Genomic DNA, 19,866 nt, shown 5'->3' on the forward strand with positions numbered 1-19,866 from the left:
GCGCCGATGATTTACCTGTTGCTGGGTGTGGCCGCCTTGGCCTTGATGCTGTGGCCGCGCCGTCCGTTGCTCAAGGGCGATGGCTGGCGGGTAGGGGCGGGCGTCACCTCGATCATCGCCTTCGCCGGGGCCGGCTACGCGGCCGTGCGCGCCTCTTGGGAAATGGCCGCCGTGCTGGGCGTCGTCGGCTTGTGGAGCGCCACCGAGGCGCGCCGCCGGCCACAGATCCGCAAGGTCATGGCGCCGCCGCCCAAGAGCGAGCTCAGCCTGTCCGAGGCCCGCGCGATCCTCGGCGTCGGCCCCGAGGCGACCTTGGACGAGGTCCGCGCTGCCTACGCGCGGCTGATCCAGATGGCCCACCCCGACAAGGGCGGCACCGCTGGTCTGGCCGCGCAGCTGAACGCCGCGCGCGACCGTTTGATCAAGCGGCGCGGCTGAGCTAGGACTGACGCCATGATCAGTCGTGAACGCTTCTGGCGCCGCCGTTCCTCGGGCCCGACCTGCTCGGTATGACGCCCTGACACTTTTCAAGGCGAGCCAACCGCTCGGCGGAGCGGCGTGGCTCCAGGCGTCATTTCAATTCGGACCTTGATCACACCATGACTTCCCAACCCATCGACTGGGCCGAGCGCTTCAGCGAGCGCATGAATCGTGTCCGCGCCAGCGAGATCCGCGAACTGCTGAAGCTGCTGGACCAGCCGGACATCCTGTCCTTCGCCGGCGGTATTCCCGATCCTGGCCTGTTTCCGGCCGAGCGCATTCAAGCCGACTACGCGGCCATCCTCGCTGATCCGGCTCTGGCGGCGCAGGCGCTGCAATATTCGGTCAGCGAGGGCTATCTGCCGCTACGCGCGTGGATCGCCGAGCGCATGACCCGCGACGGAATGCCGTGCGAGCCGACCAACATCATGCTGACCGCCGGCTCGCAGCAGGCGCTGGACTTGATCGGCAAGCTGTTCATCGGTCCCGGCGACACGGTCGTGGTGGCCCGGCCGACCTATCTTGGCGCGCTGCAGGCGTTCAACGGCTATCAGCCGGCCTATCGTGACCTGCCCGAGGGCGCGCTGCGCGGCGAGCCCACCGACTTGCCGCGCGGAGCCCTGGGCTATTTCGTGCCCGACTTCGCCAACCCGACCGGCGTCAGCCTGACGTTGGAGCAGCGCCAGGCGCTCCTTGAGATGGCGAATGCGTTGGACATGACCCTGATCGAGGACGCCGCCTATCGTGAGTTGCGCTTCGAGGGCGAGGCGACGCCAACGCTGTTGGCGCTGGACATCGCCCAATCGGGCGGCGTCGACAACGCGCGGACCCTTTTCCTGGGCACGCTGTCCAAGACCCTGTCGCCGGCTCTCCGCATCGGCTGGGTGTGCGGGCCCAAGACGGTGATCGAGAAGCTGGTCCTCCTCAAGCAGGGGGCGGATCTGCACGTCTCGACGATCAACCAGATGGTCGCCCACCGCGCCGTCTCCGAAGGTTATGACCAGCACCTGCACCGACTGCGCGGCGCCTATGGCCACAAGGGGCGGGTCATGCTGGCGGCGCTCGAGCGGTCCATGCCCGAGGGGGTGACCTGGTCGCATCCGGAAGGCGGCATGTTCGTTTGGATCGACCTGCCCGAAGGCATGGAAGGCGCGACGCTGCTGGCGCGGGCCATCGAGGAGGAGCGGGTGGCCTTCGTGCCCGGCGCGCCGTTCTTCGCCGAGGTCCCATCGGCCAACGCCATCCGCCTCAGCTATTCCTTGCCGACCGACGCCCAGATCGAGGAGGGCGTGGGACGCCTGGCTCGGTTGATCCGGCGGGTGACGGCCGAGGCCTGACACCCTCATCCGATTTCCCCGGCGAAGGTCGGGGGCCACCATCCTGAGCATCAGCCGTGAATGCGAAAGGGCGCCGAGTTAATCGCTCGGCGCCCTTGGTTCGATCTGGAGCCGGCCTTCGCCGGGAAGGTCGGATGGTTTGGGTTTACGGCGCCAGCACCATGCAGGGCACGCGTTTGGCCTTCAGGGCCGAGCAGGCGCCGCGCGCGGCTTCGGAGGTCATGCCCTGGAACTGGGCGCGGAACGCGCCGCCCGCGCCTTCCACGGCGCTCTCGGCGCCGGCCACCACCTTGGCGAAGCGCCCGCGCACCAGCTTGAGCTGGTCGTTGGCCAGGGCCTTCGACTTGAAGGCCCCGACCTGCACGCCCCACTCGCCCTTCGGCTTCTTGGCCGGAGCGGCGGCTTGGGCCGCGCGCAGGGTGGGGGAGATCTTCACCGGAGTCGGATGCGGCTTCTCGGTCAGGACGATCTGCAGGCCGGCCTGGTCGCCGTCGCCCTGTTCGACCGAGGGGCGCTCGATCGGACCCGAAGGCTCGTCCTCATAGATGTTGGCGGCGATGGTGGTGCGCTCGCCGCGCGCCCGGCGTTTCATCACGTCGAAGCCCGTCAGCAGCAGGTCTTCCATATTGTTGTCGCGCCAGGCGGTGGAGGGGCCGCCCAGCACCACGGCGATCAGGCGACGGCCGTCGCGCACCGCCGAGCCGGCGAGGTTGAAGCCGCTGGCGTTGGTGTAGCCGGTCTTCAGGCCGTCGAACCCTTCCATGCTGTCCAGCAGGCGGTTGTGGCCCTTTACGTAGTTTCCGCGGAAGGTGAAGCCCCTGACGCTGAAATACGAATAGTACTGCGGGAAGTCGCGCATGATGGCGCGTGACAGGATGGCGAGGTCGCGCGCGGTCGAGATCTGGCGGCTGTCAGGCAGGCCCGAGGCGTTCACGAAGCGGCTGTTGCGCATCCCCAGTTCCTGGCCGCGCAGGGTCATCAGGGCGGCGAATCGCGACTCGCTGCCGGCCAGCCGCTCGGCCGTGGCGACGGCGACGTCGTTGGCCGACTTCACGGTCATCGACTTGATCGCCTCGTCGACCGACAGGCTGTCGCCGGGCGGGATGCCGATCTTGGTCGGCGCCTGGGCGGCGGCGCGAGGCGACATGACGATCCGGTCGGTGAGCTTCAGGCGGCCTTCGCTCAGCGCCTCGAAGGTCAGGTACAGGGTCATCAGCTTGGTGACCGAGGCCGGGTAGCGAGGGCTGTCGGCCCTTTTGTCGTAAAGAACTTCGCCCGAATTGGCGTCGATGACGATCGCCGCGTACTTCGGCTCCGAGGCGTTCAGCTGCAGATACGGTATGGCGGCCGAGGCGGCGGTCGGCGCCAGGGCGCCGACGAGGCACGACAGGGCCAGGCCGGCGGCGGCGAGCAGCGAACGGGCGGACAAAAGCTTGGCGAACATTAAGTGACGTCCGTCATTTGAACTGAGCGGTTCCGCACCGCCACACGCGTGATCGTAACATGATGGACGCGCCCTTTCGCTAAAGTAAACAACTGGTGAGCGATCATGCCGCACGGGCTGAAAAATCCTTGGCGTGCTTGGAATGCTGCAGCTTGACGCTGCGTTATGGTGCGCTGCACAAATTCCTTGACTGCTGCACTGCAACATGGGAAAACCACGTTGTTCCAAACGCGCATGGCGAGTTGCCGCTCGACCGTCCGCCCCGCCCGTCCTTCCTCCCCAGGAGAATTCCCATGGCCGCCGCCGAAACCATCAAGACCTCCGTCGAGCAGTTCACCGCCGCCTCGAACCAAGCGTTCAAGGATGGCGTCGAGAAGTCTCTGGCCGCTCTGGCCGAAGCCAACACCCACTCGAAGAAGAACCTGGAAGCCGTGGTCGCTTCGGTGACCGCCGCCACCAAGGGCGCCGAAGCCCTGGGCGCTCAGACCTTCGCCTACGGCAAGAAGGCCGCGGAAGACCATGTCGCCGCCGCCAAGTCGCTGGCCGCCGCCAAGAGCGTCCAGGAAGCCGTCGAGCTGCAAACCGCCTGGGCCAAGTCGGCCCTCGAAGCCTACATCGCCCAGGTCAGCAAGGCCTCGGAGATCGTCTCGGCCTCGATTAAGGACTCGGTGAAGCCGCTGAACGAACGCGTCAGCGCCGCCGTCGAGAAGTTCCAAGCCGCGCGCTAAGCGTCGCTCGGACGCGCCTCTCGGGCGCGTCCAGAGAATGAAGTCTTGAAAGGCTCGGACCGAAAGGTCCGGGCCTTTTTTCTTTTGCGCTTCGACGGGGCGCGATAAGCATTCCCCACCCCATTCCTGGAGCGCGTGAATGTCGAAGGTCGAAGAGCATCTGAAGGCGATCGGGATCGAATTGCCCGAGCCGGTGGCCCCCGTGGCCAACTACGTGACCTTCGTGCGCTCCGGAAATCTCGTGCACATCTCCGGCCAGATCTCTCTGGACGCCTCCGGCGGGATCAAGGGCACGGTCGGCGTCGACGTCGACCTGGAGACGGCTCAGAAAGCCGCGCGCATCTGCGGGATCAACCTGCTGGCTCAGATGAAGGCCGCCTGCGACGGCGACCTGGATCGCGTCGTCCGCGTGGTGAAACTGGGCGGCTTCGTCCAGGCGGGGCCGGACTTCATCGACATTCCCAAGGTCATCAACGGCTGTTCGGACCTGATGGTCGAAGCCCTGGGCGACAAGGGGCGTCACGCCCGCTCGGCGGTCGGCGTCTACAAGTTGCCGCTCGGCTTCGCCGTCGAGGTCGACGCGGTGGTGGAGATCGCCTGATGCGGTCGCGCGAACGCCCATCGACCGAGGTCTTCGGCGAGGCGTGGGAGCGCCTGTTCGAGCCGCCGGTGGCGCATCGCGGCCTTTGGACGCCGGACGGCGCGCCGGAAAACTCCCTGGCCGCTTTCCAGGCCGCCTGCGCGCACGGCTACGGCATCGAGCTTGACGTCCAGCTGACCGCCGACGGCGAGGCGGTGGTCTTCCACGACGACCGCCTGGAGCGGATGACCGGCCGGGAAGGGCGACTGCGCGACCACACCGCCGCCGAGCTTGGCGCCTTGGCCTTGAAGGGCACGGACGAGACCATTCCCACCCTGGCCGATACCCTGACCCTGATAGGCCACCGCGCGATGGTCTTCATCGAGCTGAAGACCCCGTTCGGCGATGTTGGACCGCTGGAGAAGCGGGTCAGCGATATCCTGGTCGATCACAACGGCCCGACCGCCGTGATCGGCTTCAACCCGTACTCGCACGCCTGGTTCGCCGACCATCACCCGCAGATCCTGCGCGGCCTGGACAGCTATGGCTGGAACGACGACAGCGCCCGCAAGCTCGCTCCGGAAATGCGCAAGTCGCTGGCGGCGCTGGAGCAGGTAGAACTTGCCCGGCCCGATTTTCTGGCGTTGGGTCTCGACATGTTGCCCAGCCCGCGCGCCGACCTATATCGCGCGAAGGGTATGCCGGTCATCGCTTGGACGATCCGTTCGCCCGATCAGTGGGAAGGCGTGCGCGACCATTGCGACAACCTGATCTTCGAGGGCTTCCACGCGTGAGTTCGATCCGGCCGGCGGTTCGCGTCCATCGCGCGATCGCCGAGATCGGCAAGGACGCCTGGGACGCCTGCGCCGACGCGACGGGCGATCCATTCGTCTCCTACGACTTCCTGGCGATCCTGGAGGAGAGCGGTTGCGTCGGCCCCCGCACGGGGTGGGCGCCGCAGCACCTTTCGATCGAGGACGACGCCGGGGGCGTGGCTGGGGTCATGCCCCTCTATCTGAAGTCCCACAGCCAGGGCGAATACGTCTTCGACCATGCCTGGGCCGACGCCTATGAGCGGGCCGGCGGGCGCTACTATCCCAAGCTCCAGTGCTCCTCGCCGTTCTCGCCGGTGACCGGCTCGCGACTGATCGTCCGGCCGGACGTGGATGTCGACGAGGGACGCTCGGCCCTGCTGGGCGGGGCATTGACCCTGTGCGAGCGGATCGGCGCCTCGTCGCTGCACGTCACCTTCCCGGTCGAGGCGGAGTGGGCGTGGATGGGCGAGCGCGGCATGCTGCTTCGCCAGGACCAGCAGTATCATTGGGAAAACCGCGGCTACGCCACGTTCGACGACTTCCTGGCCGCGCTGTCGGCCAATCGCCGAAAGACCATCCGCCGCGAGCGACGCGACGCCCAGGAGGGCCTGGAGATCGTCGCCCTGACCGGCGCCGAGCTGACCGAGGCGCACTGGGACGCCTTCTTCGCCTTCTACATGGACACTGGCGGGCGCAAGTGGGGGCGGCCGTATCTGAACCGTCCTTTCTTCTCGCTGCTGGGCGAGCGAATGGCCGACAAGGTGTTGTTGATCATGGCGCGACGGCCGGACGGGCCGTGGATCGCCGGCGCGCTGAACCTGCTGGGCCGGGACTGCCTCTACGGCCGTCATTGGGGCTGCGTCGAGGACGTGCCCTTCCTGCATTTCGAGCTCTGCTACTATCAGGCCATCGAGCACGCGATCCGGCTCGGCCTGCCGCGCGTCGAGGCCGGAGCGCAGGGGCAGCACAAGATCGCGCGCGGCTATCTGCCCAGTCCGGTCTATTCGGCCCATTGGATCGCCGACCCGGCGCTACGCGAGCCGGTGGCGCGTTATCTCGAACGCGAGCGCGAGGCGGTGGCCGCCGATATCGAGATGCTGACCGAGGAATATTCGCCGTTCCGGGAGGAGCGTTAGCTCCCCCCGATTGGCGCGCCTACTGCAGGCGAACTTCGCCAGCCTTGTCCTTGTAGTCCTTCTTGGGATCGGCCCCGAGCATCATCTTGACGCCGGCGAACAGGCTGTTTTCGTTCAGCCAGATTTGGGCGTCGCCGGGTTCGAAGCGCAGCAGGCGTAGTTTCGGATCGTCCTTGCCTTCGTACCAGGCGGCGATGAAGGGGTTCCACAGCCGATCGATCGTCTCGAGGTCATTGTCGACCCGCATCTGGCCCTCGACGGTCGCGAACACGTCGTGACCCTTGGAGGCGAAATGCAGGATGGCGTCATGCGCGCCGCCCTCGACGGCCTCGACCAGATCCACGCCCGAGGCGCTAAAGATCCAGATTGGACCGGAATGGTCGCCCTCGAACACGGCGGTCATCGGCTGGGCTCGGCCATTCTCGTGGTCGACCAGGCCCAGCATCACCGTGCGGTCGGACTTCAGGGCCTTCCAGAACTTCTCGGCCAGATCGGCTTCCTTGGACATCATCGTCTCCTTTGTTCGGGAGACGAACGGCGCTGGCGAAGGCGCGTTCCTAGGGTGAAGCTTTTGGGGGCTAGAGCGTGATAGCCGAAAGTGTAAGCGGTTTCGGCGGTTATCACGCTCTAAATGTTTGATTTAGAGCCTTATTTTTCCGCTCGAATGATTCCATTCGAGCGGATAAGGCTCTAGGACCGCTCCCACGCCGCCGTCAGCAGCGCCTTGAGCTCGGCGTCGACGTCGGCGGGCGAGGCGAGGACCAGCTTGGCCTTCAGGCGTTCGGACCAGCCTTCGTTCTTCGGTTCGGCCAGGCGCGGGGAGGCGTCCGGCGTCACCGCCAGGCCCAGGATCGCCCCGCCGCCCTTCGCCGGCTTCAGCGCCGCGAACTGGGCCTTGTGGGACCAGGCCGTGTAGCCCTTGCGCTGACCGGTCACGAGGCCGTTGAGGTCGGCAAGCGCCGCCTCGACGGCCGCCAGGATCGCGGTCGAGGCTGGGTCGGTCCACAGCGCCGCGCGCAGGCCCGCCGCGTCGTCCCAGCCGCCGCTCTCCGGATAGGCGACGGCGAAGATGCTGGCGGCCCGATTTTGGCCCAGGCCATAGTGCGCCTTCAGCCATTCGGCCCGGGCCCTGGGCTTGGTCTCGTTGCACTCGCGGCGGACGATCTCGACCCATTGCTCCAAGGTCTTGCCGGTCTCTCGCTCCAGGTTGGCGCGCAGGGTGGCGAACCACTTCTGCTGTTGCTCCGTCAGGCCTTGAGGCTTGGTGTCCATGGTTGCGCCGCTCCCCTGGTTTGCTACGACCGGTCCGACGACAGGGAGACGATCATGAGCCTCGACGGACGCTACGACACGGACAACATCTTCGCCAAGATCATCCGGGGCGAGATTCCGAGCGTGAAGGTCTTCGAGGACGAACGGGTCCTGGCCTTCATGGACGTCTTTCCGCAGTCGCGCGGCCACGCCCTGGTGATCTCCAAGGTCAGCCAGGCGCGCAATCTGCTTGAGGTCGAGCCCGAGGTGCTGGCCGAACTGGCCGCCGCGACCCAGAAGCTGTCAAAGGCGGTGGTCTCGGCCCTGAAGCCCGATGGCGTCGTCGTCACCCAGTTCAACGGCGCGCCGGCTGGCCAGACGATCTTTCACCTGCACTTCCACGTGATCCCCCGCTACGAGGGCGAGGCCCTGGGGCGGCACGGGGAGGGCGGCATGGCCAACACGGACGAACTGAAGGCTCTGGCGGCCAAGATCGCCGAGGCGCTTTGAGCTCAAACGAGAAAGGCCCGGATCGCTCCGGGCCTTTCCGTTTTTAGTCTGCCGCTGGAGCCTATTCGGCCAGGGCCGGTTCGGCCTCGTCGGTCTTGCCGGCCTTGGGATCGGCGGCGCTGTCGATCTCGAAGTCGATCTTGCTGTCCTTCAGCACGACCTTGACGTGACCGCCGCGGACCAGGCGTCCGAACAGGATGTCGTCGGCCAGCGGCTTCTTGATGTGCTCCTGGATGACCCGGGCCAGCGGACGGGCGCCATAGAGCTCGTCGAAGCCGTTCTTGGCCAGCCAGTCGGCCGCGTCGTCGGACAGTTCGATCGTGATGTTGCGGTCGGCCAGTTGCGCCTCCAGCTGCATCACGAACTTCTGCACGACCTGGCGGATGATCTCCGGCGTCAGCGGCTTGAAGGCCACGACGGCGTCCAGGCGGTTGCGGAACTCCGGCGTGAACAGGCGCTTCAGAGCCGCTTCCTCTTCGCCCTCGACCTTCGAGCGGCCGAAGCCGATCGAATTGCGCTGGGCGTCAGAGGCCCCCGCGTTGGTGGTCATGATCAGGACCACGTTGCGGAAGTCGACCTTCTTGCCGTTGCTGTCGGTCAGGGTGCCGTTGTCCATCACCTGCAGCAGGATGTTGTAGACATCCCCGTGCGCCTTCTCGATTTCGTCGAGCAGGACGACGGCGTGCGGGTGCTGATCGACCGCGTCGGTCAGCTGACCGCCCTGGTCGAAGCCGACATAGCCGGGAGGAGCGCCGATCAGGCGGCTCACGGTATGGCGCTCCATGTACTCCGACATGTCGAAACGCAGCATCTCGATGCCCAGGGTCTGGGCCAGCTGCTTGGCGGCTTCGGTCTTGCCGACGCCGGTCGGGCCGCTGAACAGGTACGAGCCGATCGGCTTGTTCGGTTCGCGCAGGCCGGCGCGGGCCAGCTTCATGGCGGCCGCCAGTTGGGTCAGGGCTTCATCCTGGCCAAACACGGCGCGCTTCAGGTCGGTCTCGAGCTCCTTGAGGGCCTCGGTGTCCGACTTGCTGACCGACTTGGGTGGTATGCGGGCGATCTTGGCGACGACCGCTTCGATCTCCTTGACGCCCAGAGTCTTCTTGCGACGGCTTTCCGGCAGCAGCATCTGCGAGGCGCCGGCCTCGTCGATCACGTCGATCGCCTTGTCCGGCAGCTTGCGGTCGGTGATGTACTTGGCCGAGAGCTCGACGGCGACCTTGATGGCGTCGTTGGTGTACTTCAGCTTGTGGAAGTCCTCGTAGTACGACTTCAGACCCTTGAGGATCTTGATGGTGTCTTCCACCGTCGGCTCGTTCACGTCGATCTTCTGGAAGCGACGGACCAGGGCCCGATCCTTCTCGAAGTGCTGGCGGAACTCCTTGTAGGTGGTCGAGCCCATGCAGCGCAGGCTGCCGGAGGCCAGGGCCGGCTTCAGCAGGTTGCTGGCGTCCATCGCCCCGCCGCTGGTCGCGCCAGCGCCGATCACGGTGTGGATCTCGTCGATGAAGAGCACCGCGTTCGGGTGGTTCTCCAGTTCCTTGACCACCTGTTTGACGCGCTCCTCGAAGTCGCCGCGGTAGCGGGTGCCGGCCAGCAGCGCGCCCATGTCGAGCGAGTAGATGGTGGCGCCTTCCAGGACCTCGGGGACCTGGTGCGTGACGATCTTGCGGGCCAGGCCCTCGGCGATGGCGGTCTTGCCGACGCCGGGGTCGCCGACGAGCAGCGGATTGTTCTTGGTGCGACGGCAGAGGATCTGGATCGCGCGTTCGACTTCGTTGGCGCGACCGATCAGTGGGTCGACCTTGCCCTGGCGGGCCTTTTCGTTGAGGTCGACGCAATAGGCTTCCAGCGCCTCGCCGCCCGTCTTGGTGTTTGGCTTCTCGCCGTCTTCCTCGGTCTGGTTCGAGCCGGCGCTCGCGCCCTTGACGCTCTTGGCCTCCGAGGCGCCGGCCTTCTTGGCGATGCCGTGGGCGATGAAGTTGACCGCGTCGTACCGTGTCATGTCCTGCTCCTGCAGGAAATAGGCGGCATGGCTTTCGCGCTCGGAGAAGATGGCGACCAGCACGTTGGCGCCGGTCACTTCCTCGCGGCCGGACGACTGCACGTGGATCACCGCGCGCTGGATCACGCGCTGAAAGCCGGCGGTCGGCTTGGCGTCGTCGTCGTCGTCGACGACCAACGAGGCCAGTTCGACGTCGAGATAGTTCGAAAGGCTCTTCTTCAGCGCGGCGAGATCGACGTCGCACGCGCGCATCACTCCGGCGGCGTCCTCGTCGTCGGTCAAGGAAAGCAGAAGATGCTCCAGCGTCGCGTATTCGTGCTTACGCTGATTGGCGTAAGCGACGGCGCGATGCAGGGACTCTTCCAGGGGGCGCGAAAAAGAGGGCAATGGGGGAGGCTCCTCAGTCCTTTTCCATGGTGCACTGCAGGGGGTGCTGATGGCGTCGCGCCGAGTCGATGACTTGGGCGACCTTGGTTTCTGCGACTTCGTATGTGTAGACACCGCAGACACCGACCCCGTTCTGGTGAACGTGCAGCATGATGCGAGTAGCGTCTTCACGCGACTTGTTGAAGAACCGTTCGAGCACGTAGACGACGAACTCCATTGGAGTGTAGTCGTCATTGAGAATCAGAACTCGATACAGCGAAGGCTTCTGTGTCTTGGGCTTCACTTCCGTGACGACCGAAGACCCCGTGCCGTTGCTTTGTCCGCCTTGCTTCCGCTCGGCCATCGACTTGTTCTCTCCTGGCGAGCAAATCACCCGCCTGCCTGAATTAGATATGGAAACGCGGCGGCATTGGAAGAGGCCGATGCGCCGCTGCGCCGCTTTAGCACAGTGGCGCCTCGGAAATTGGCTTCACGTTTGGGAGAGCGAAGACCGCGCGCGAACGGTTCCGTGGGCGAGAGGCCCAAATGGGGCGCGGTTAGGCGCCTCGCAAGGGGCGGGTGCGGCGCGACAGAGGCCGAATCGGTCTCGGGGCGATCGGGGCGCGCGCTTTTAACCCTCTCGGGAGATGTTCCAACCCAGGCTCCAGGGCTTAGGCTGCGCCTCGGCGAGACCAGCGCGGAGCGGACCGATGCCAGCCAACACCCTACAGATCACGCCGTTCATGCACGTCGCCGAGTTGGAGCCGGCGCTCGCTTTTCTGACCGACACCTTGGAGTTTTCCGTGCGTCTGAAAGGAGGCGGTTACGCCTACCTGGAACGCGAGGGGGCTGGATTGCGGATCCTGGAGCACGGCGACCGGACGGAGCTCGGAAGCCCGCACCGGGGTTTTGCCTACTATATCGACGTGGCGAGCCTGGACGTCGTGCTTGATCAGCTCGGATCCAAACTCAAGCGGCTGCCGGCTGGAGACGTATATGGCCCGATCGACCAGCCTTATGGACAGCGGGAGCTGATGATCCGCGCGCCGGACGGCAATCTGCTGGTCTTTGGCCAGGCCATCGCGACCGCGACCTAAGGGGCGTTGGGTCTAGGCAGCTCTTATTGGGGCAAGGTGTATTCCAGATCGTATTGATGCTTGCCGTCGACCACGGTGATCGCCAGGCGACCGGCTATGCCTTTCAGCGCCCCCGATCCGGAGTCCGGGACGATGTCGATGATCAGGCTAAGGTCCTTGCCGCGCATCGATCCGCGATGGACCAGGGCGAAGCTTCCCGCCTTGCCGTCCAGATTACCGACCACGCGCTCGGTGGCGACATAGACGGCCGATCCCGGGATTTCCGTCCCGACGGTCAGCATTTGGCCCCTGCCGGAGGCCTCCAGCGCGCCGTGATAGGTCTTATCCAGCGAGAAGCGGCCCAGCGTTGAACCATCGCCCTTATCCTGCTCGACCGGCTTGGTGCTCACGTCAAAGGACCCCTTGGCGTGCCGCGAGGCGGGCTCGGCGGCGACGGGAACGACGCCCGCCAGCAAGGCGGCCACGACCGTCGGGACGATGATGCGAAACGCGGTCATGACCTTGCCCCCTCTAGCACTGGAAATGGAACATAATGGGAACTTTTCGTCAACGGCCCTTCAGCGCGCGGCCGCTGACGACCGCGCCGGCGCCGAACTTGCCGCGCAGGGCGTCGATCGCGGTTTCGTTCTTGAGCGCGCGGCGCTCCTCGTCGGCGAACATGTCCGATCCTGCGGTCTCGGCGTCGACGAAGTCCGTGAGTCCCGCGCCGATCAGCCGATAGGCGAGTCCGCGCGGTTCGGCCGCGAGCAGAGCGCGGGCCACCTGGAACAGGGTGCGGGCCGTCTGGGTCGGCACCGCCAGGGTGCGGCGCCGGGTGTGGATCTTGAAGTCGGGCGTGCGCAGCTTCAGCGTCGCCACGCGACCGGCGACCCCTTCCTTGCGGGCCTGTTTGGCGACCTTTTCGCAGAGGGGCCAGAGTTCGTCCTCCAGGTCCTCGGACTTGTGCAGGTCGTCGTTGAAGGTGGTCTCGGCGCTGATCGTCTTGCGCGCCTGGTCGGGGTCGACGAGGCGGCTGTCCTGGCCTTGCGCCAGGCGGTGTAGGCGCAGACCGCCAGAGCCTAGACGATTGGCCAGCAGCTTCAGGTCGGCCGCGGCGATGTCGCCGACGGTCTTCAGCCCGATCTCCGCCAAGGACGAGACGGTCGCCGGTCCAACGCCCGGCAAGATGCTGACCGGCTTGTCGGCCAGGAAGGCTTGCGCCTCGGCCGCCCCGATCGCCGAAAAGCCGCGCGGCTTGTCCAGTTCCGAGGCGATCTTGGCCAGGAACTTGTTGGGCGCCAGACCGATCGAGACCGTGAGCCCGATGTCCCGCTCGATCTCCGCCTGCAGCCGCGCCAGCATCTGGGCGGGCTTGGCGCCGTGCAGGCGCTCGGTGCCGGTCAGGTCCATCCACGCCTCGTCCAGCGACAGCGGCTGGATCAGCGGCGTCAGCTTGTCGAGCTTCTCGTGAATGCGGGCGCTCTCGTGCTTGTATTTGGCGAAGTTCGGCTTGATGACGACGGCGTCGGGGCACAGTTTCAACGCCTTGAACATCGGCATGGCCGAGCGCGCGCCGCTCATGCGGGCGATGTAGCAGGCGGTGGTCACCACCCCGCGTTTGCCGCCGCCGACGATCACCGGCTTGTCGCGCAGCTCCGGCGCGTCGCGCTTTTCCACCGAGGCGTAGAAGGCGTCGCAATCCAGGTGGGCGATCGAGAGGGTTCCCAGCTCCTCGTGAAAGACCGTGCGCGGCGAGGCGCAGGACGGACAGCGGGCGGCCTTGGCGCCGCCGGTCCACCCGCAGTCGCGACAGAGGGCCTTCATGGTGGGGCCTAGACCTCTGGCGGCCACAGCCAGGCCGCGCCGCGCACGCCGGAGCTGTCGCCGTGGATGGCCTTGCGGACCGGGGTCTCGAAGACGTCGGAGAACACGTGGGGACCGATGGCCGCCGGCAGGCGGTCGTAGAGAGCGTCGATGTTCGACATCCCGCCGCCCAGCACGATGGCGTCCGGATCGATCAGGTCGCAGATCATGGCCAAGCCCCGGGAGAGGCGATCAACATAGCGGTCCAGCGCCGCCTCGGCCGCCGCGTCCTCGGCCTCGATCGCGGCCACGGCGTCCTGGCCGGTCGGGAACCCCGCGTCCCGGGCGAAGGCCGGCCCCGCGATCCAGGTTTCCAGACAGCCCTTGCGGCCGCACCAGCAGTCGCGACCGGGATATTCCTCGGGCCTGGGCCAGGGCAGGGGCGCGTGGCCCCACTCGCCGCCGACGCCGTTGTGGCCCTCGACGATCTGGCCATTCACGACGACTCCGCCGCCGCAACCGGTGCCGAGGATCGCCGCGAAGACCACGGCCGCCCCCGCGCCGGCGCCGTCGGCGGCTTCGGAAAGGGCCAGGCAGTTGGCGTCGTTGGCCAGTCGAACCGGACGCGCCAGGCGCTGTTCGAGGTCGTCGCTGAAGCGCTGGCCGTTCAGATAGAGACTGTTGGCGTTGCGGATCAGGCCCGAGCGGGGCGAGATCGAGCCGGGGATGCCCATGCCCAGCCGGGCGCAGGTCGCGCCGGCCATGGATTCGGCGTCGGCCACGAGCTCGGCCACCACGTCCAGCGCCGCGTCGTAGCGCCCGGGATTTGGCTTTCGCACCCTGGCCACGAACGCTCCGGCCTCATCGAGCGCGGCCGCCTCGATCTTGGTGCCCCCGAAGTCGACGCCGAAACGGATCATTGAAAGAGACGCTCCTCGATCGCCGTCTTCAGCCGCGACCACTCGTCGATGCGGACGTGGCGGTCCGGCGCCGAGGGGGCGAGGGGGCGCAGGCGCTCGTCGCTGACCATCTGGAACCGGCCGACGTCCGGCGCCTTTTCCGCCACCGAATCCAGCTGCGGCAACAGGTCGTCTATGAACACCGCGCGGCCCGTGGTGCGGCCGGCCAGGTCGGCGGCGGGCGGTCCCTTGAGCCCGCTGTTGATGATCAGCGGATAGTCGAAGCCGTGGGTTTTCAGCCACTGGATGCGCGCCTGCCGGCCGTGCTCGGGCGCGTTGGTGAGAATCACGACCTCGGCGCGGGTCGACAGGTCGGCCAGGGCGTCGGCCGCGCCCTCCGCCGGGGCCAGGACATCGGCGCCGTCGCGGAAGAAGTCGTCGAACAGCGCCTTGCCGGCGATGAGATCGATGTGTTCGGTCTCGCCAGGGCGATAGATGTTCTGGAACAGCGCGAAACGATCGACCCGCAGCTCGAAGCCGTGGCGTTCGACGAACGTGCCGAAACCGCGCATGAACTGAGCCAGGACCTCGTCGACATCGACGATGACCAGCGGCGAGGTCGGCGAGACGGCGCAGGCCTGGAGGTCTGAGTAGCGCGGTTCCATGAGCTTCGATTGGCCGGTGTTAACGCGATTAGCGGGGGCTTAAGGATATCCGTGCCATCAGGTTCTGGAAGACGGCGCGAATCCCTAGGCGTTGTCACGTGACCGTTTGGTCGGGGTAAGGATGACGAAGAAGGTCCTCATCGTGGAGGATAACGAGCTGAACATGAAGCTCTTTCATGATCTGCTCGAGGCCCAGGGGTACGAGACCCTGCAGACCCGCGAGGGTCTGTCGGCGCTGTCCATCGCCCGCGACAACAAGCCCGACCTGATTCTGATGGACATCCAGCTGCCCGAGATCTCGGGCCTGGAAGTCACCAAGTGGCTCAAGGAAGACGACGACCTGGCCCATATCCCGGTGGTGGCCGTCACCGCCTTCGCCATGAAAGGCGATGAGGAGCGCATCCGCGAGGGCGGCTGCGAGGCCTATATCTCCAAGCCCATCTCGGTGGTCCACTTCCTCGACACCATCAAGCGTCTGCTGGAAAGGCAACCCGCATGAGCGCGCGGATCCTCGTCGTCGATGACATCGAGGCCAATGTTCGCTTGCTCGAAGCCAAGCTGGTGGCCGAGTACTATGAGGTGTCGACCGCGATGGACGGGCCGACGGCCCTATCCATGGCGGCGCGCGACCTGCCCGACATCATTCTGCTGGACGTCATGATGCCCGGCATGGACGGCTTCACGGTCTGCCAGAAGCTGAAGGAAGATCCCGCCACCCGCCACATCCCGGTCGTGCTGATCACGGCTCTGGACGGCCGCGCCGATCGCATCCAGGGGCTCGAGGCCGGGGCCGCCGACTTCCTGACCAAGCCTATCGACGACGTGATGCTGTTCGCTCGGGTGCGCAGCCTGACCCGTTTCAAGCTGGTGATCGACGAACTGCGCCAGCGCGAGGCCTCCGGACGTCGCATGGGCGTGATCGCCGGCGCCGCCGCCCGTCTGGACGGCCAGGGCGGCCGGGTGCTGATCATCGACGACAACGAACGCCAGGCCCAAAGGGTCGCGGCGGAGTTGGGCGTCGAGCACCGGCCCGTTGTCGAGAGCGATCCCGAAAAGGCCAAGATCAGCGCCGGCGGTCCGGTCGACCTGGTCATCATCAACGCCGCCGCCCGCGGCTTCGACGGCCTGCGCCTGACCGCGGCCCTGCGCTCGGAAGAGCGAACCCGCCATCTGCCGATCCTGGCCATGGTGGATCCCGACGATCGCGCCCGCATGGTCAAGGCGCTGGAAATCGGGGTGAACGACATCCTGCCGCGTCCGATCGACCCGCAGGAACTGGCCGCTCGCGCCAGGACGCAGATCCGCCGCAAGCGCTACACCGACTACCTGCGCAACAATCTGGATCAGTCGCTGGAACTGGCGGTCACTGACCAGCTGACCGGCCTGCACAACCGTCGCTACATGACCGGCCAGCTCGACTCGCTGGTCAAGCGCGCCACGATGGGCGGCGAGCCGGTCTCGGCCCTGCTGATCGACATCGACTTCTTCAAGAAGATCAACGACACCTTTGGCCACGATATCGGCGACGAGGTGCTGCGCGAATTCGCCCTGCGCCTGGCGTCGAACGTGCGCGCCATCGACCTGCCCTGCCGTTTTGGCGGCGAGGAGTTCGTGGTGATCATGCCGGAGACCAGCTTGGCCGACGCGCTGCGCATCGCCGAACGAATCCGGATGCACGTCTCGGGCTCGCCCTTCAAGGTCGCCCATGGCGAGGAGCTGCTGACGGTGACGATCTCGGTCGGCGTCTCGGCCACCAGCGGCGCGGGCGACACCCCCGAGGCCCTGCTGAAAAGGGCCGACGAGGGCGTCTACCAAGCCAAGGCCTCGGGGCGTAACGCGGTGGTCGGCAAGGCGGCCTGACGGCTTCACCCTGATCGTTGGCCGTCCAAGGCCAAGGCGCTTGCCCCACTTTTCGTTGGAAGTGGCTTTCCGTCCTTGCACGGATTATGCGCTCGGGTGAAATCTCCCGAATGAAAAAGACGCTTACCCTCGGTCTCGCCGTCGCCGCCATTTCGACGGCTTTCTCCGTCCAGGCCTCGACGATCTCGGTCAAACCGGATCCCAAGCTGGTCGTCGTGATCTCGATCGACCAGTTCAGCGCCAACCTCTACGCCCAGCATCGGCCCGAGTTCGTGGGCGGACTGAAGACCCTGAGCCAGGGGATTGTCTATCCCAACGGCTACCAGTCGCACGCGATGACCGAGACCTGCCCGGGCCATTCGACCTTGTTGACCGGCAAGCACCCCAACAAGACCGGCATCAGCGCCAACGACTGGTACGACCGCGCCGCGGGCAAGCAGGTCTATTGCCTGGGCGACCCTTCCGTGACCCTGGCCGATGACCCAAAGGGCAAGCCCGTCAGCCCGGCCAACCTGGTGGTCACGACCTATGGCGACTGGCTCAAGGCGGTCTCGCCCCGCAGCCGCGTATTCGGCGTTTCGGGCAAGGACCGCGGCGCGATCACCATGTCCGGGCATCAAGCCGATGGTCAGTTCTGGTTCCAGCCGGGCTTTGGCTTCACGACCTGGGTTCCTTCGGGCCAGACCGCCGAGGACCGCCTCAAGCCCGTCGCCGCCTTCAACGCCAAGCTGGCGGCGGATCTGAAAGCGCATCCTTACGTCTGGGACTACGCCAAGGCTTCGGCCGGCCGCTGCAAGGCGCTGGAGGCCGACTACGAGACCGGCGGGCGCTCCTGGCGCGCGGCGCTGCCGCTCGCTCCGGCGACCAGTCAGGCCGACAAACTCCGCGACCTCTACGCCAGCCCGTTCACCGACCAGGCGACGCTGGATCTGGCCACGCGGCTGCGCGAAACCTACGGCCTCGGCGACGGACCGCAAGTGGACCTGCTGACCATCAGCCTTTCGGCCACCGACTTCATTGGCCATCGCTTTGGCACGCGCGGCCCCGAGATGTGCGACCAAATCGCGCGGCTGGATGATCGTCTGGGGGCGTTCCTCAAGAGCCTGGACAAGGTCAAGGGCGGGGTGCTGGTCGTCCTGGCCGCCGACCACGGCGGCGCCGACTTCGCCGAGCGCCTGCACGGCGAGGGCTATGACATGGAGCGCGTCATCGGCAAGCCGTGGCTGGCCAAGCTGAACGCCCAGGTTCGCGCCGACCTGAACCTGTCGTGGGATCCGCTGGTCGCCGATGGCGGCATCGATCAGATCTACGTCGTGGGGCCCGATCGCAAGACGCCGTCGATCACCGACCGCGCCCGGATCACCGCCGACGCCCTGGCGATCATCAACCGCGAGCCCGTCGTGGCCCAGGCCTTCGACGCCCAGGCCCTGCTGACGATGGAGCCGGCGCCGGCCGACGCCTCCCCCGAGGAACTGTCCGTGGCCGAGCGTATGCGGCGCAGCGTCTATCCCGGCCGCACGGGTGACATCCTGATCGCCTTCCGCCCGGACCGCGTGCCGTCGACGCCCGGGCCGGCCTATGTCTCGACCCACGGCAGCCCCTGGGACTACGACCGCCGCGTCCCGATCCTGTTCTGGTGGAAGGGCGCGACCCCGCACGAGCGCGTCCTGCCGCTCGATACGGTCGACATCGCCCCGACGATCGCCGCCATCACCGGCGTCAAGCCGGCGGCGGATATCGATGGCGTCTGCCGGCCGCTGGTTTACGGCCAGGGTTGCTGAGGGACGCCATGTAGCGTCGCGTCTAAACGCGGCGCTCCCCGTTCCCGGAACGCAAAAACGCCCGGCTATCTCTAGCCGGGCGTTTTCATGTCTCAGCGCTGAAGGGCGATCTTACTTGATCTTGCCTTCGCGGAATTCGACGTGCTTGCGCACGACCGGATCGTACTTCTTCAGCACCATCTTTTCGGTCTTGGTGCGGGCGTTCTTCTTGGTCACGTAGAAGAAGCCGGTGTCCGCCGTCGAGTTCAGGCGGATCTTGATGGAAGCCGGTTTGGCCATGGTCGAATCCCTGCGGTGGTCGCGCAGGTTCCCGCGCGCTGGAAATAAGAGGCGCGGAACATACTCATCGGAGACTCAAAGTCAATTCCCGAAAGGACGGGCTCAGAGATGCGTCAGGCGTCTCTGGCCGTTCAGGAAGCGCATGAAGGGCGCGGGGCGTCCGGTCTCCGCCAGGCGCTGGCCGACCTCATGCAGCACGAAGCGGGTGATATTGGGCAGGTCCAGGGCCATGGCCTCCTGGAAGTCGACCCAGGCGATCTCGTCCAGCTCGCCGCAGTCCGGACGGCGATCCAGCGACAGCAGCGCCTCGGCCGGGGCCATGAAGAAGCGGGCGTCGAAGCGGCGCGGCCGATAGGGCGGGGTGATGGCGCGCGCCACGAAGCTGAGCGGCAAGAGGTCAGGCAGGGCGCCCTGGGCCAGGAACGGCCGCCAGGGTCCCGCGCCGGGGCGCTCAGGGGCGGCCTTGGCCAGCAGCAGGCCGGTCTCCTCGAAGGTCTCGCGCACCGCCGCCAAGGCCAGGGCGCGGGCCAGGCGGGCGGGCTTTGGATGGCGGGATTCCAGGGCCAGCCGCGCGGCGACCTCGGGCGCGAGCTCCGTGGCGCTGGGGGCGTCATAGTCGGTGCGATCGACCCTGCCGCCGGGAAACACCCACTTGTCGGGCATGAAGGCGTGGCCGTGGTTGCGGCGGCCCATCAGCAGCCGAGGCGAGGGCCCGTCGGTGCGGACGATGATCACCGTCGCCGCGTGCTTGGGCCTCAGCGCCGCGCCCGTCTCGCGCACGGCGCCGTCGTTGATCGTGTCGAATTTGGCGTCGATCGGCGGCAGGCTCATGCGCCGAGGTTAGACCGATC

23 protein-coding genes and 1 pseudogene are annotated in these 19,866 nt (G+C 66.6%); 12 read left to right on the plus strand and 12 right to left on the minus strand.

The features are described 5' to 3' along the window. Positions 1 to 6: 6 nt before the first annotated feature. The 3 genes and pseudogenes from OR37_RS11870 (at position 7) to OR37_RS11875 (ending at position 1,817) form a co-directional block, all read left to right on the plus strand. Positions 7 to 438 (plus strand): J domain-containing protein, encoded by a 432-nt coding sequence (locus OR37_RS11870; protein WP_004620021.1) that lies wholly within the window; start codon positions 7 to 9, stop codon positions 436 to 438. 15 nt (positions 439 to 453) lie between these two features. Further along, entirely contained in the window at positions 454 to 513 is a 60-nt protein-coding gene (locus tag OR37_RS21440) for a hypothetical protein (RefSeq protein ID WP_106404378.1), read from the plus strand. Between the two features lie 60 nt (positions 514 to 573). Beyond that, positions 574 to 1,817 (plus strand): annotated as a pseudogene (locus OR37_RS11875) (aminotransferase-like domain-containing protein). A gap of 145 nt (positions 1,818 to 1,962) precedes the next feature. Here OR37_RS11875 and OR37_RS11880 read toward each other — a convergent pair. Continuing rightward, a complete protein-coding gene (locus tag OR37_RS11880; protein ID WP_004620023.1) occupies positions 1,963 to 3,261 on the minus strand; it encodes a D-alanyl-D-alanine carboxypeptidase in 1,299 nt (432 codons plus the stop codon). Between the two features lie 293 nt (positions 3,262 to 3,554). On the opposite strand from OR37_RS11880, the gene OR37_RS11885 reads away from it, so the two are divergent. The 4 genes from OR37_RS11885 to OR37_RS11900 all read left to right on the plus strand — a co-directional run bounded on the left by OR37_RS11885 (position 3,555) and on the right by OR37_RS11900 (position 6,520). Next, positions 3,555 to 3,989, plus strand: coding sequence for a phasin family protein (locus OR37_RS11885; RefSeq protein WP_004620024.1), 435 nt, complete (start codon positions 3,555 to 3,557; stop codon positions 3,987 to 3,989). Between the two features lie 139 nt (positions 3,990 to 4,128). Then, positions 4,129 to 4,590: a RidA family protein gene (locus tag OR37_RS11890; protein WP_004620025.1), complete on the plus strand. Its 462-nt coding sequence runs from the start codon at positions 4,129 to 4,131 to the stop codon at positions 4,588 to 4,590. Next, positions 4,590 to 5,363 (plus strand): glycerophosphodiester phosphodiesterase, encoded by a 774-nt coding sequence (locus OR37_RS11895; protein WP_004620026.1) that lies wholly within the window; start codon positions 4,590 to 4,592, stop codon positions 5,361 to 5,363. Before OR37_RS11890 ends, OR37_RS11895 begins: the two co-directional genes overlap by 1 nt. Further along, complete coding sequence (locus tag OR37_RS11900) at positions 5,360 to 6,520, plus strand: GNAT family N-acetyltransferase (RefSeq protein WP_004620027.1); 1,161 nt, start codon at positions 5,360 to 5,362, stop codon at positions 6,518 to 6,520. The genes OR37_RS11895 and OR37_RS11900 overlap by 4 nt, the downstream gene beginning before the upstream one ends. A 19-nt stretch (positions 6,521 to 6,539) precedes the next feature. Here the strand turns inward: OR37_RS11900 and OR37_RS11905 are convergent, their stop codons facing one another. Both OR37_RS11905 and OR37_RS11910 read right to left on the minus strand, forming a co-directional pair. Then, positions 6,540 to 7,028, minus strand: a complete 489-nt coding sequence (locus OR37_RS11905; protein ID WP_004620028.1) for a pyridoxamine 5'-phosphate oxidase family protein — start codon at positions 7,026 to 7,028, stop codon at positions 6,540 to 6,542. A 182-nt stretch (positions 7,029 to 7,210) separates the two neighbouring features. Beyond that, complete coding sequence (locus OR37_RS11910) at positions 7,211 to 7,792, minus strand: DUF4287 domain-containing protein (protein WP_004620029.1); 582 nt, start codon at positions 7,790 to 7,792, stop codon at positions 7,211 to 7,213. Between the two features lie 54 nt (positions 7,793 to 7,846). Between OR37_RS11910 and OR37_RS11915 the strand changes: the two genes are divergently transcribed. Beyond that, positions 7,847 to 8,281 carry an HIT family protein gene (locus OR37_RS11915; protein WP_004620030.1) on the plus strand — a complete coding sequence of 145 codons (435 nt, stop codon included), beginning with the start codon at positions 7,847 to 7,849 and terminating at the stop codon, positions 8,279 to 8,281. A gap of 61 nt (positions 8,282 to 8,342) precedes the next feature. On the opposite strand, the gene clpA is transcribed toward OR37_RS11915, so the two are convergent. Genes clpA through OR37_RS21445 form a run of 3 tightly spaced genes read right to left on the minus strand, consistent with a single transcriptional unit; the run spans position 8,343 to position 11,198 of the window. Further along, the gene (gene clpA, locus OR37_RS11920; protein ID WP_004620036.1) at positions 8,343 to 10,673 is read right to left on the minus strand and encodes an ATP-dependent Clp protease ATP-binding subunit ClpA; all 2,331 of its coding nucleotides are present in this window, start codon (positions 10,671 to 10,673) and stop codon (positions 8,343 to 8,345) included. 13 nt (positions 10,674 to 10,686) lie between these two features. Then, complete coding sequence (gene clpS / locus OR37_RS11925) at positions 10,687 to 11,016, minus strand: ATP-dependent Clp protease adapter ClpS (protein ID WP_004620037.1); 330 nt, start codon at positions 11,014 to 11,016, stop codon at positions 10,687 to 10,689. Positions 11,017 to 11,042: 26 nt separating this feature from the next. Next, complete coding sequence (locus tag OR37_RS21445) at positions 11,043 to 11,198, minus strand: hypothetical protein (RefSeq protein ID WP_106404376.1); 156 nt, start codon at positions 11,196 to 11,198, stop codon at positions 11,043 to 11,045. Positions 11,199 to 11,362: 164 nt separating this feature from the next. Here OR37_RS21445 and OR37_RS11930 point away from each other — a divergent pair, with 164 nt between their 5' ends. Continuing rightward, complete coding sequence (locus OR37_RS11930) at positions 11,363 to 11,749, plus strand: bleomycin resistance protein (RefSeq protein ID WP_004620039.1); 387 nt, start codon at positions 11,363 to 11,365, stop codon at positions 11,747 to 11,749. A gap of 23 nt (positions 11,750 to 11,772) precedes the next feature. On the opposite strand, the gene OR37_RS11935 is transcribed toward OR37_RS11930, so the two are convergent. The 4 genes from OR37_RS11935 to OR37_RS11950 are packed head-to-tail and all read right to left on the minus strand — an operon-like array spanning position 11,773 to position 15,095. Continuing rightward, on the minus strand, positions 11,773 to 12,246 hold the full coding sequence (locus OR37_RS11935) for a DUF3224 domain-containing protein (protein WP_004620041.1): 474 nt from the start codon (positions 12,244 to 12,246) through the stop codon (positions 11,773 to 11,775). A 49-nt stretch (positions 12,247 to 12,295) separates the two neighbouring features. Next, positions 12,296 to 13,552, minus strand: coding sequence for a DNA polymerase IV (locus OR37_RS11940; protein ID WP_004620042.1), 1,257 nt, complete (start codon positions 13,550 to 13,552; stop codon positions 12,296 to 12,298). Between the two features lie 8 nt (positions 13,553 to 13,560). Further along, a complete protein-coding gene (locus tag OR37_RS11945; RefSeq protein WP_004620043.1) occupies positions 13,561 to 14,451 on the minus strand; it encodes an ROK family protein in 891 nt (296 codons plus the stop codon). Further along, positions 14,448 to 15,095, minus strand: a complete 648-nt coding sequence (locus OR37_RS11950; protein WP_004620044.1) for a hypothetical protein — start codon at positions 15,093 to 15,095, stop codon at positions 14,448 to 14,450. Before OR37_RS11950 ends, OR37_RS11945 begins: the two co-directional genes overlap by 4 nt. A gap of 121 nt (positions 15,096 to 15,216) precedes the next feature. On the opposite strand from OR37_RS11950, the gene divK reads away from it, so the two are divergent. The 3 genes from divK to phoY all read left to right on the plus strand — a co-directional run bounded on the left by divK (position 15,217) and on the right by phoY (position 18,736). After that, positions 15,217 to 15,594 carry a cell-cycle response regulator DivK gene (gene divK, locus OR37_RS11955; RefSeq protein WP_004620046.1) on the plus strand — a complete coding sequence of 126 codons (378 nt, stop codon included), beginning with the start codon at positions 15,217 to 15,219 and terminating at the stop codon, positions 15,592 to 15,594. Continuing rightward, on the plus strand, positions 15,591 to 16,955 hold the full coding sequence (locus tag OR37_RS11960) for a PleD family two-component system response regulator (RefSeq protein WP_004620047.1): 1,365 nt from the start codon (positions 15,591 to 15,593) through the stop codon (positions 16,953 to 16,955). Before divK ends, OR37_RS11960 begins: the two co-directional genes overlap by 4 nt. Positions 16,956 to 17,065: 110 nt before the next feature. Next, positions 17,066 to 18,736: an alkaline phosphatase PhoY gene (phoY, locus tag OR37_RS11965; RefSeq protein WP_004620054.1), complete on the plus strand. Its 1,671-nt coding sequence runs from the start codon at positions 17,066 to 17,068 to the stop codon at positions 18,734 to 18,736. Between the two features lie 111 nt (positions 18,737 to 18,847). Here the strand turns inward: phoY and rpmG are convergent, their stop codons facing one another. Both rpmG and OR37_RS11975 read right to left on the minus strand, forming a co-directional pair. Further along, entirely contained in the window at positions 18,848 to 19,015 is a 168-nt protein-coding gene (gene rpmG, locus OR37_RS11970) for a 50S ribosomal protein L33 (protein WP_004620056.1), read from the minus strand. Between the two features lie 102 nt (positions 19,016 to 19,117). Continuing rightward, positions 19,118 to 19,846: an NUDIX hydrolase gene (locus OR37_RS11975; RefSeq protein ID WP_004620059.1), complete on the minus strand. Its 729-nt coding sequence runs from the start codon at positions 19,844 to 19,846 to the stop codon at positions 19,118 to 19,120. Positions 19,847 to 19,866 lie beyond the last annotated feature (20 nt).

This window comes from Caulobacter vibrioides OR37 (assembly GCF_000372645.1).
GTDB classification, from domain to species: domain Bacteria; phylum Pseudomonadota; class Alphaproteobacteria; order Caulobacterales; family Caulobacteraceae; genus Caulobacter; species Caulobacter vibrioides_E.

Coding starts and splice junctions, on each gene's coding strand:
- OR37_RS11870 (WP_004620021.1), top strand. CDS start 7: ATGATTTACCTGTTGCTGGGTGTGGCCGCCTTGGCCTTGATGCTGTGG.
- OR37_RS11880 (WP_004620023.1), bottom strand. CDS start 3,261: ATGTTCGCCAAGCTTTTGTCCGCCCGTTCGCTGCTCGCCGCCGCCGGC.
- OR37_RS11885 (WP_004620024.1), top strand. CDS start 3,555: ATGGCCGCCGCCGAAACCATCAAGACCTCCGTCGAGCAGTTCACCGCC.
- OR37_RS11890 (WP_004620025.1), top strand. CDS start 4,129: ATGTCGAAGGTCGAAGAGCATCTGAAGGCGATCGGGATCGAATTGCCC.
- OR37_RS11895 (WP_004620026.1), top strand. CDS start 4,590: ATGCGGTCGCGCGAACGCCCATCGACCGAGGTCTTCGGCGAGGCGTGG.
- OR37_RS11905 (WP_004620028.1), bottom strand. CDS start 7,028: ATGTCCAAGGAAGCCGATCTGGCCGAGAAGTTCTGGAAGGCCCTGAAG.
- OR37_RS11910 (WP_004620029.1), bottom strand. CDS start 7,792: ATGGACACCAAGCCTCAAGGCCTGACGGAGCAACAGCAGAAGTGGTTC.
- OR37_RS11915 (WP_004620030.1), top strand. CDS start 7,847: ATGAGCCTCGACGGACGCTACGACACGGACAACATCTTCGCCAAGATC.
- clpS (WP_004620037.1), bottom strand. CDS start 11,016: ATGGCCGAGCGGAAGCAAGGCGGACAAAGCAACGGCACGGGGTCTTCG.
- OR37_RS11930 (WP_004620039.1), top strand. CDS start 11,363: ATGCCAGCCAACACCCTACAGATCACGCCGTTCATGCACGTCGCCGAG.
- OR37_RS11935 (WP_004620041.1), bottom strand. CDS start 12,246: ATGACCGCGTTTCGCATCATCGTCCCGACGGTCGTGGCCGCCTTGCTG.
- OR37_RS11940 (WP_004620042.1), bottom strand. CDS start 13,552: ATGAAGGCCCTCTGTCGCGACTGCGGGTGGACCGGCGGCGCCAAGGCC.
- OR37_RS11945 (WP_004620043.1), bottom strand. CDS start 14,451: ATGATCCGTTTCGGCGTCGACTTCGGGGGCACCAAGATCGAGGCGGCC.
- OR37_RS11950 (WP_004620044.1), bottom strand. CDS start 15,095: ATGGAACCGCGCTACTCAGACCTCCAGGCCTGCGCCGTCTCGCCGACC.
- divK (WP_004620046.1), top strand. CDS start 15,217: ATGACGAAGAAGGTCCTCATCGTGGAGGATAACGAGCTGAACATGAAG.
- OR37_RS11960 (WP_004620047.1), top strand. CDS start 15,591: ATGAGCGCGCGGATCCTCGTCGTCGATGACATCGAGGCCAATGTTCGC.
- phoY (WP_004620054.1), top strand. CDS start 17,066: ATGAAAAAGACGCTTACCCTCGGTCTCGCCGTCGCCGCCATTTCGACG.
- rpmG (WP_004620056.1), bottom strand. CDS start 19,015: ATGGCCAAACCGGCTTCCATCAAGATCCGCCTGAACTCGACGGCGGAC.
- OR37_RS11975 (WP_004620059.1), bottom strand. CDS start 19,846: ATGAGCCTGCCGCCGATCGACGCCAAATTCGACACGATCAACGACGGC.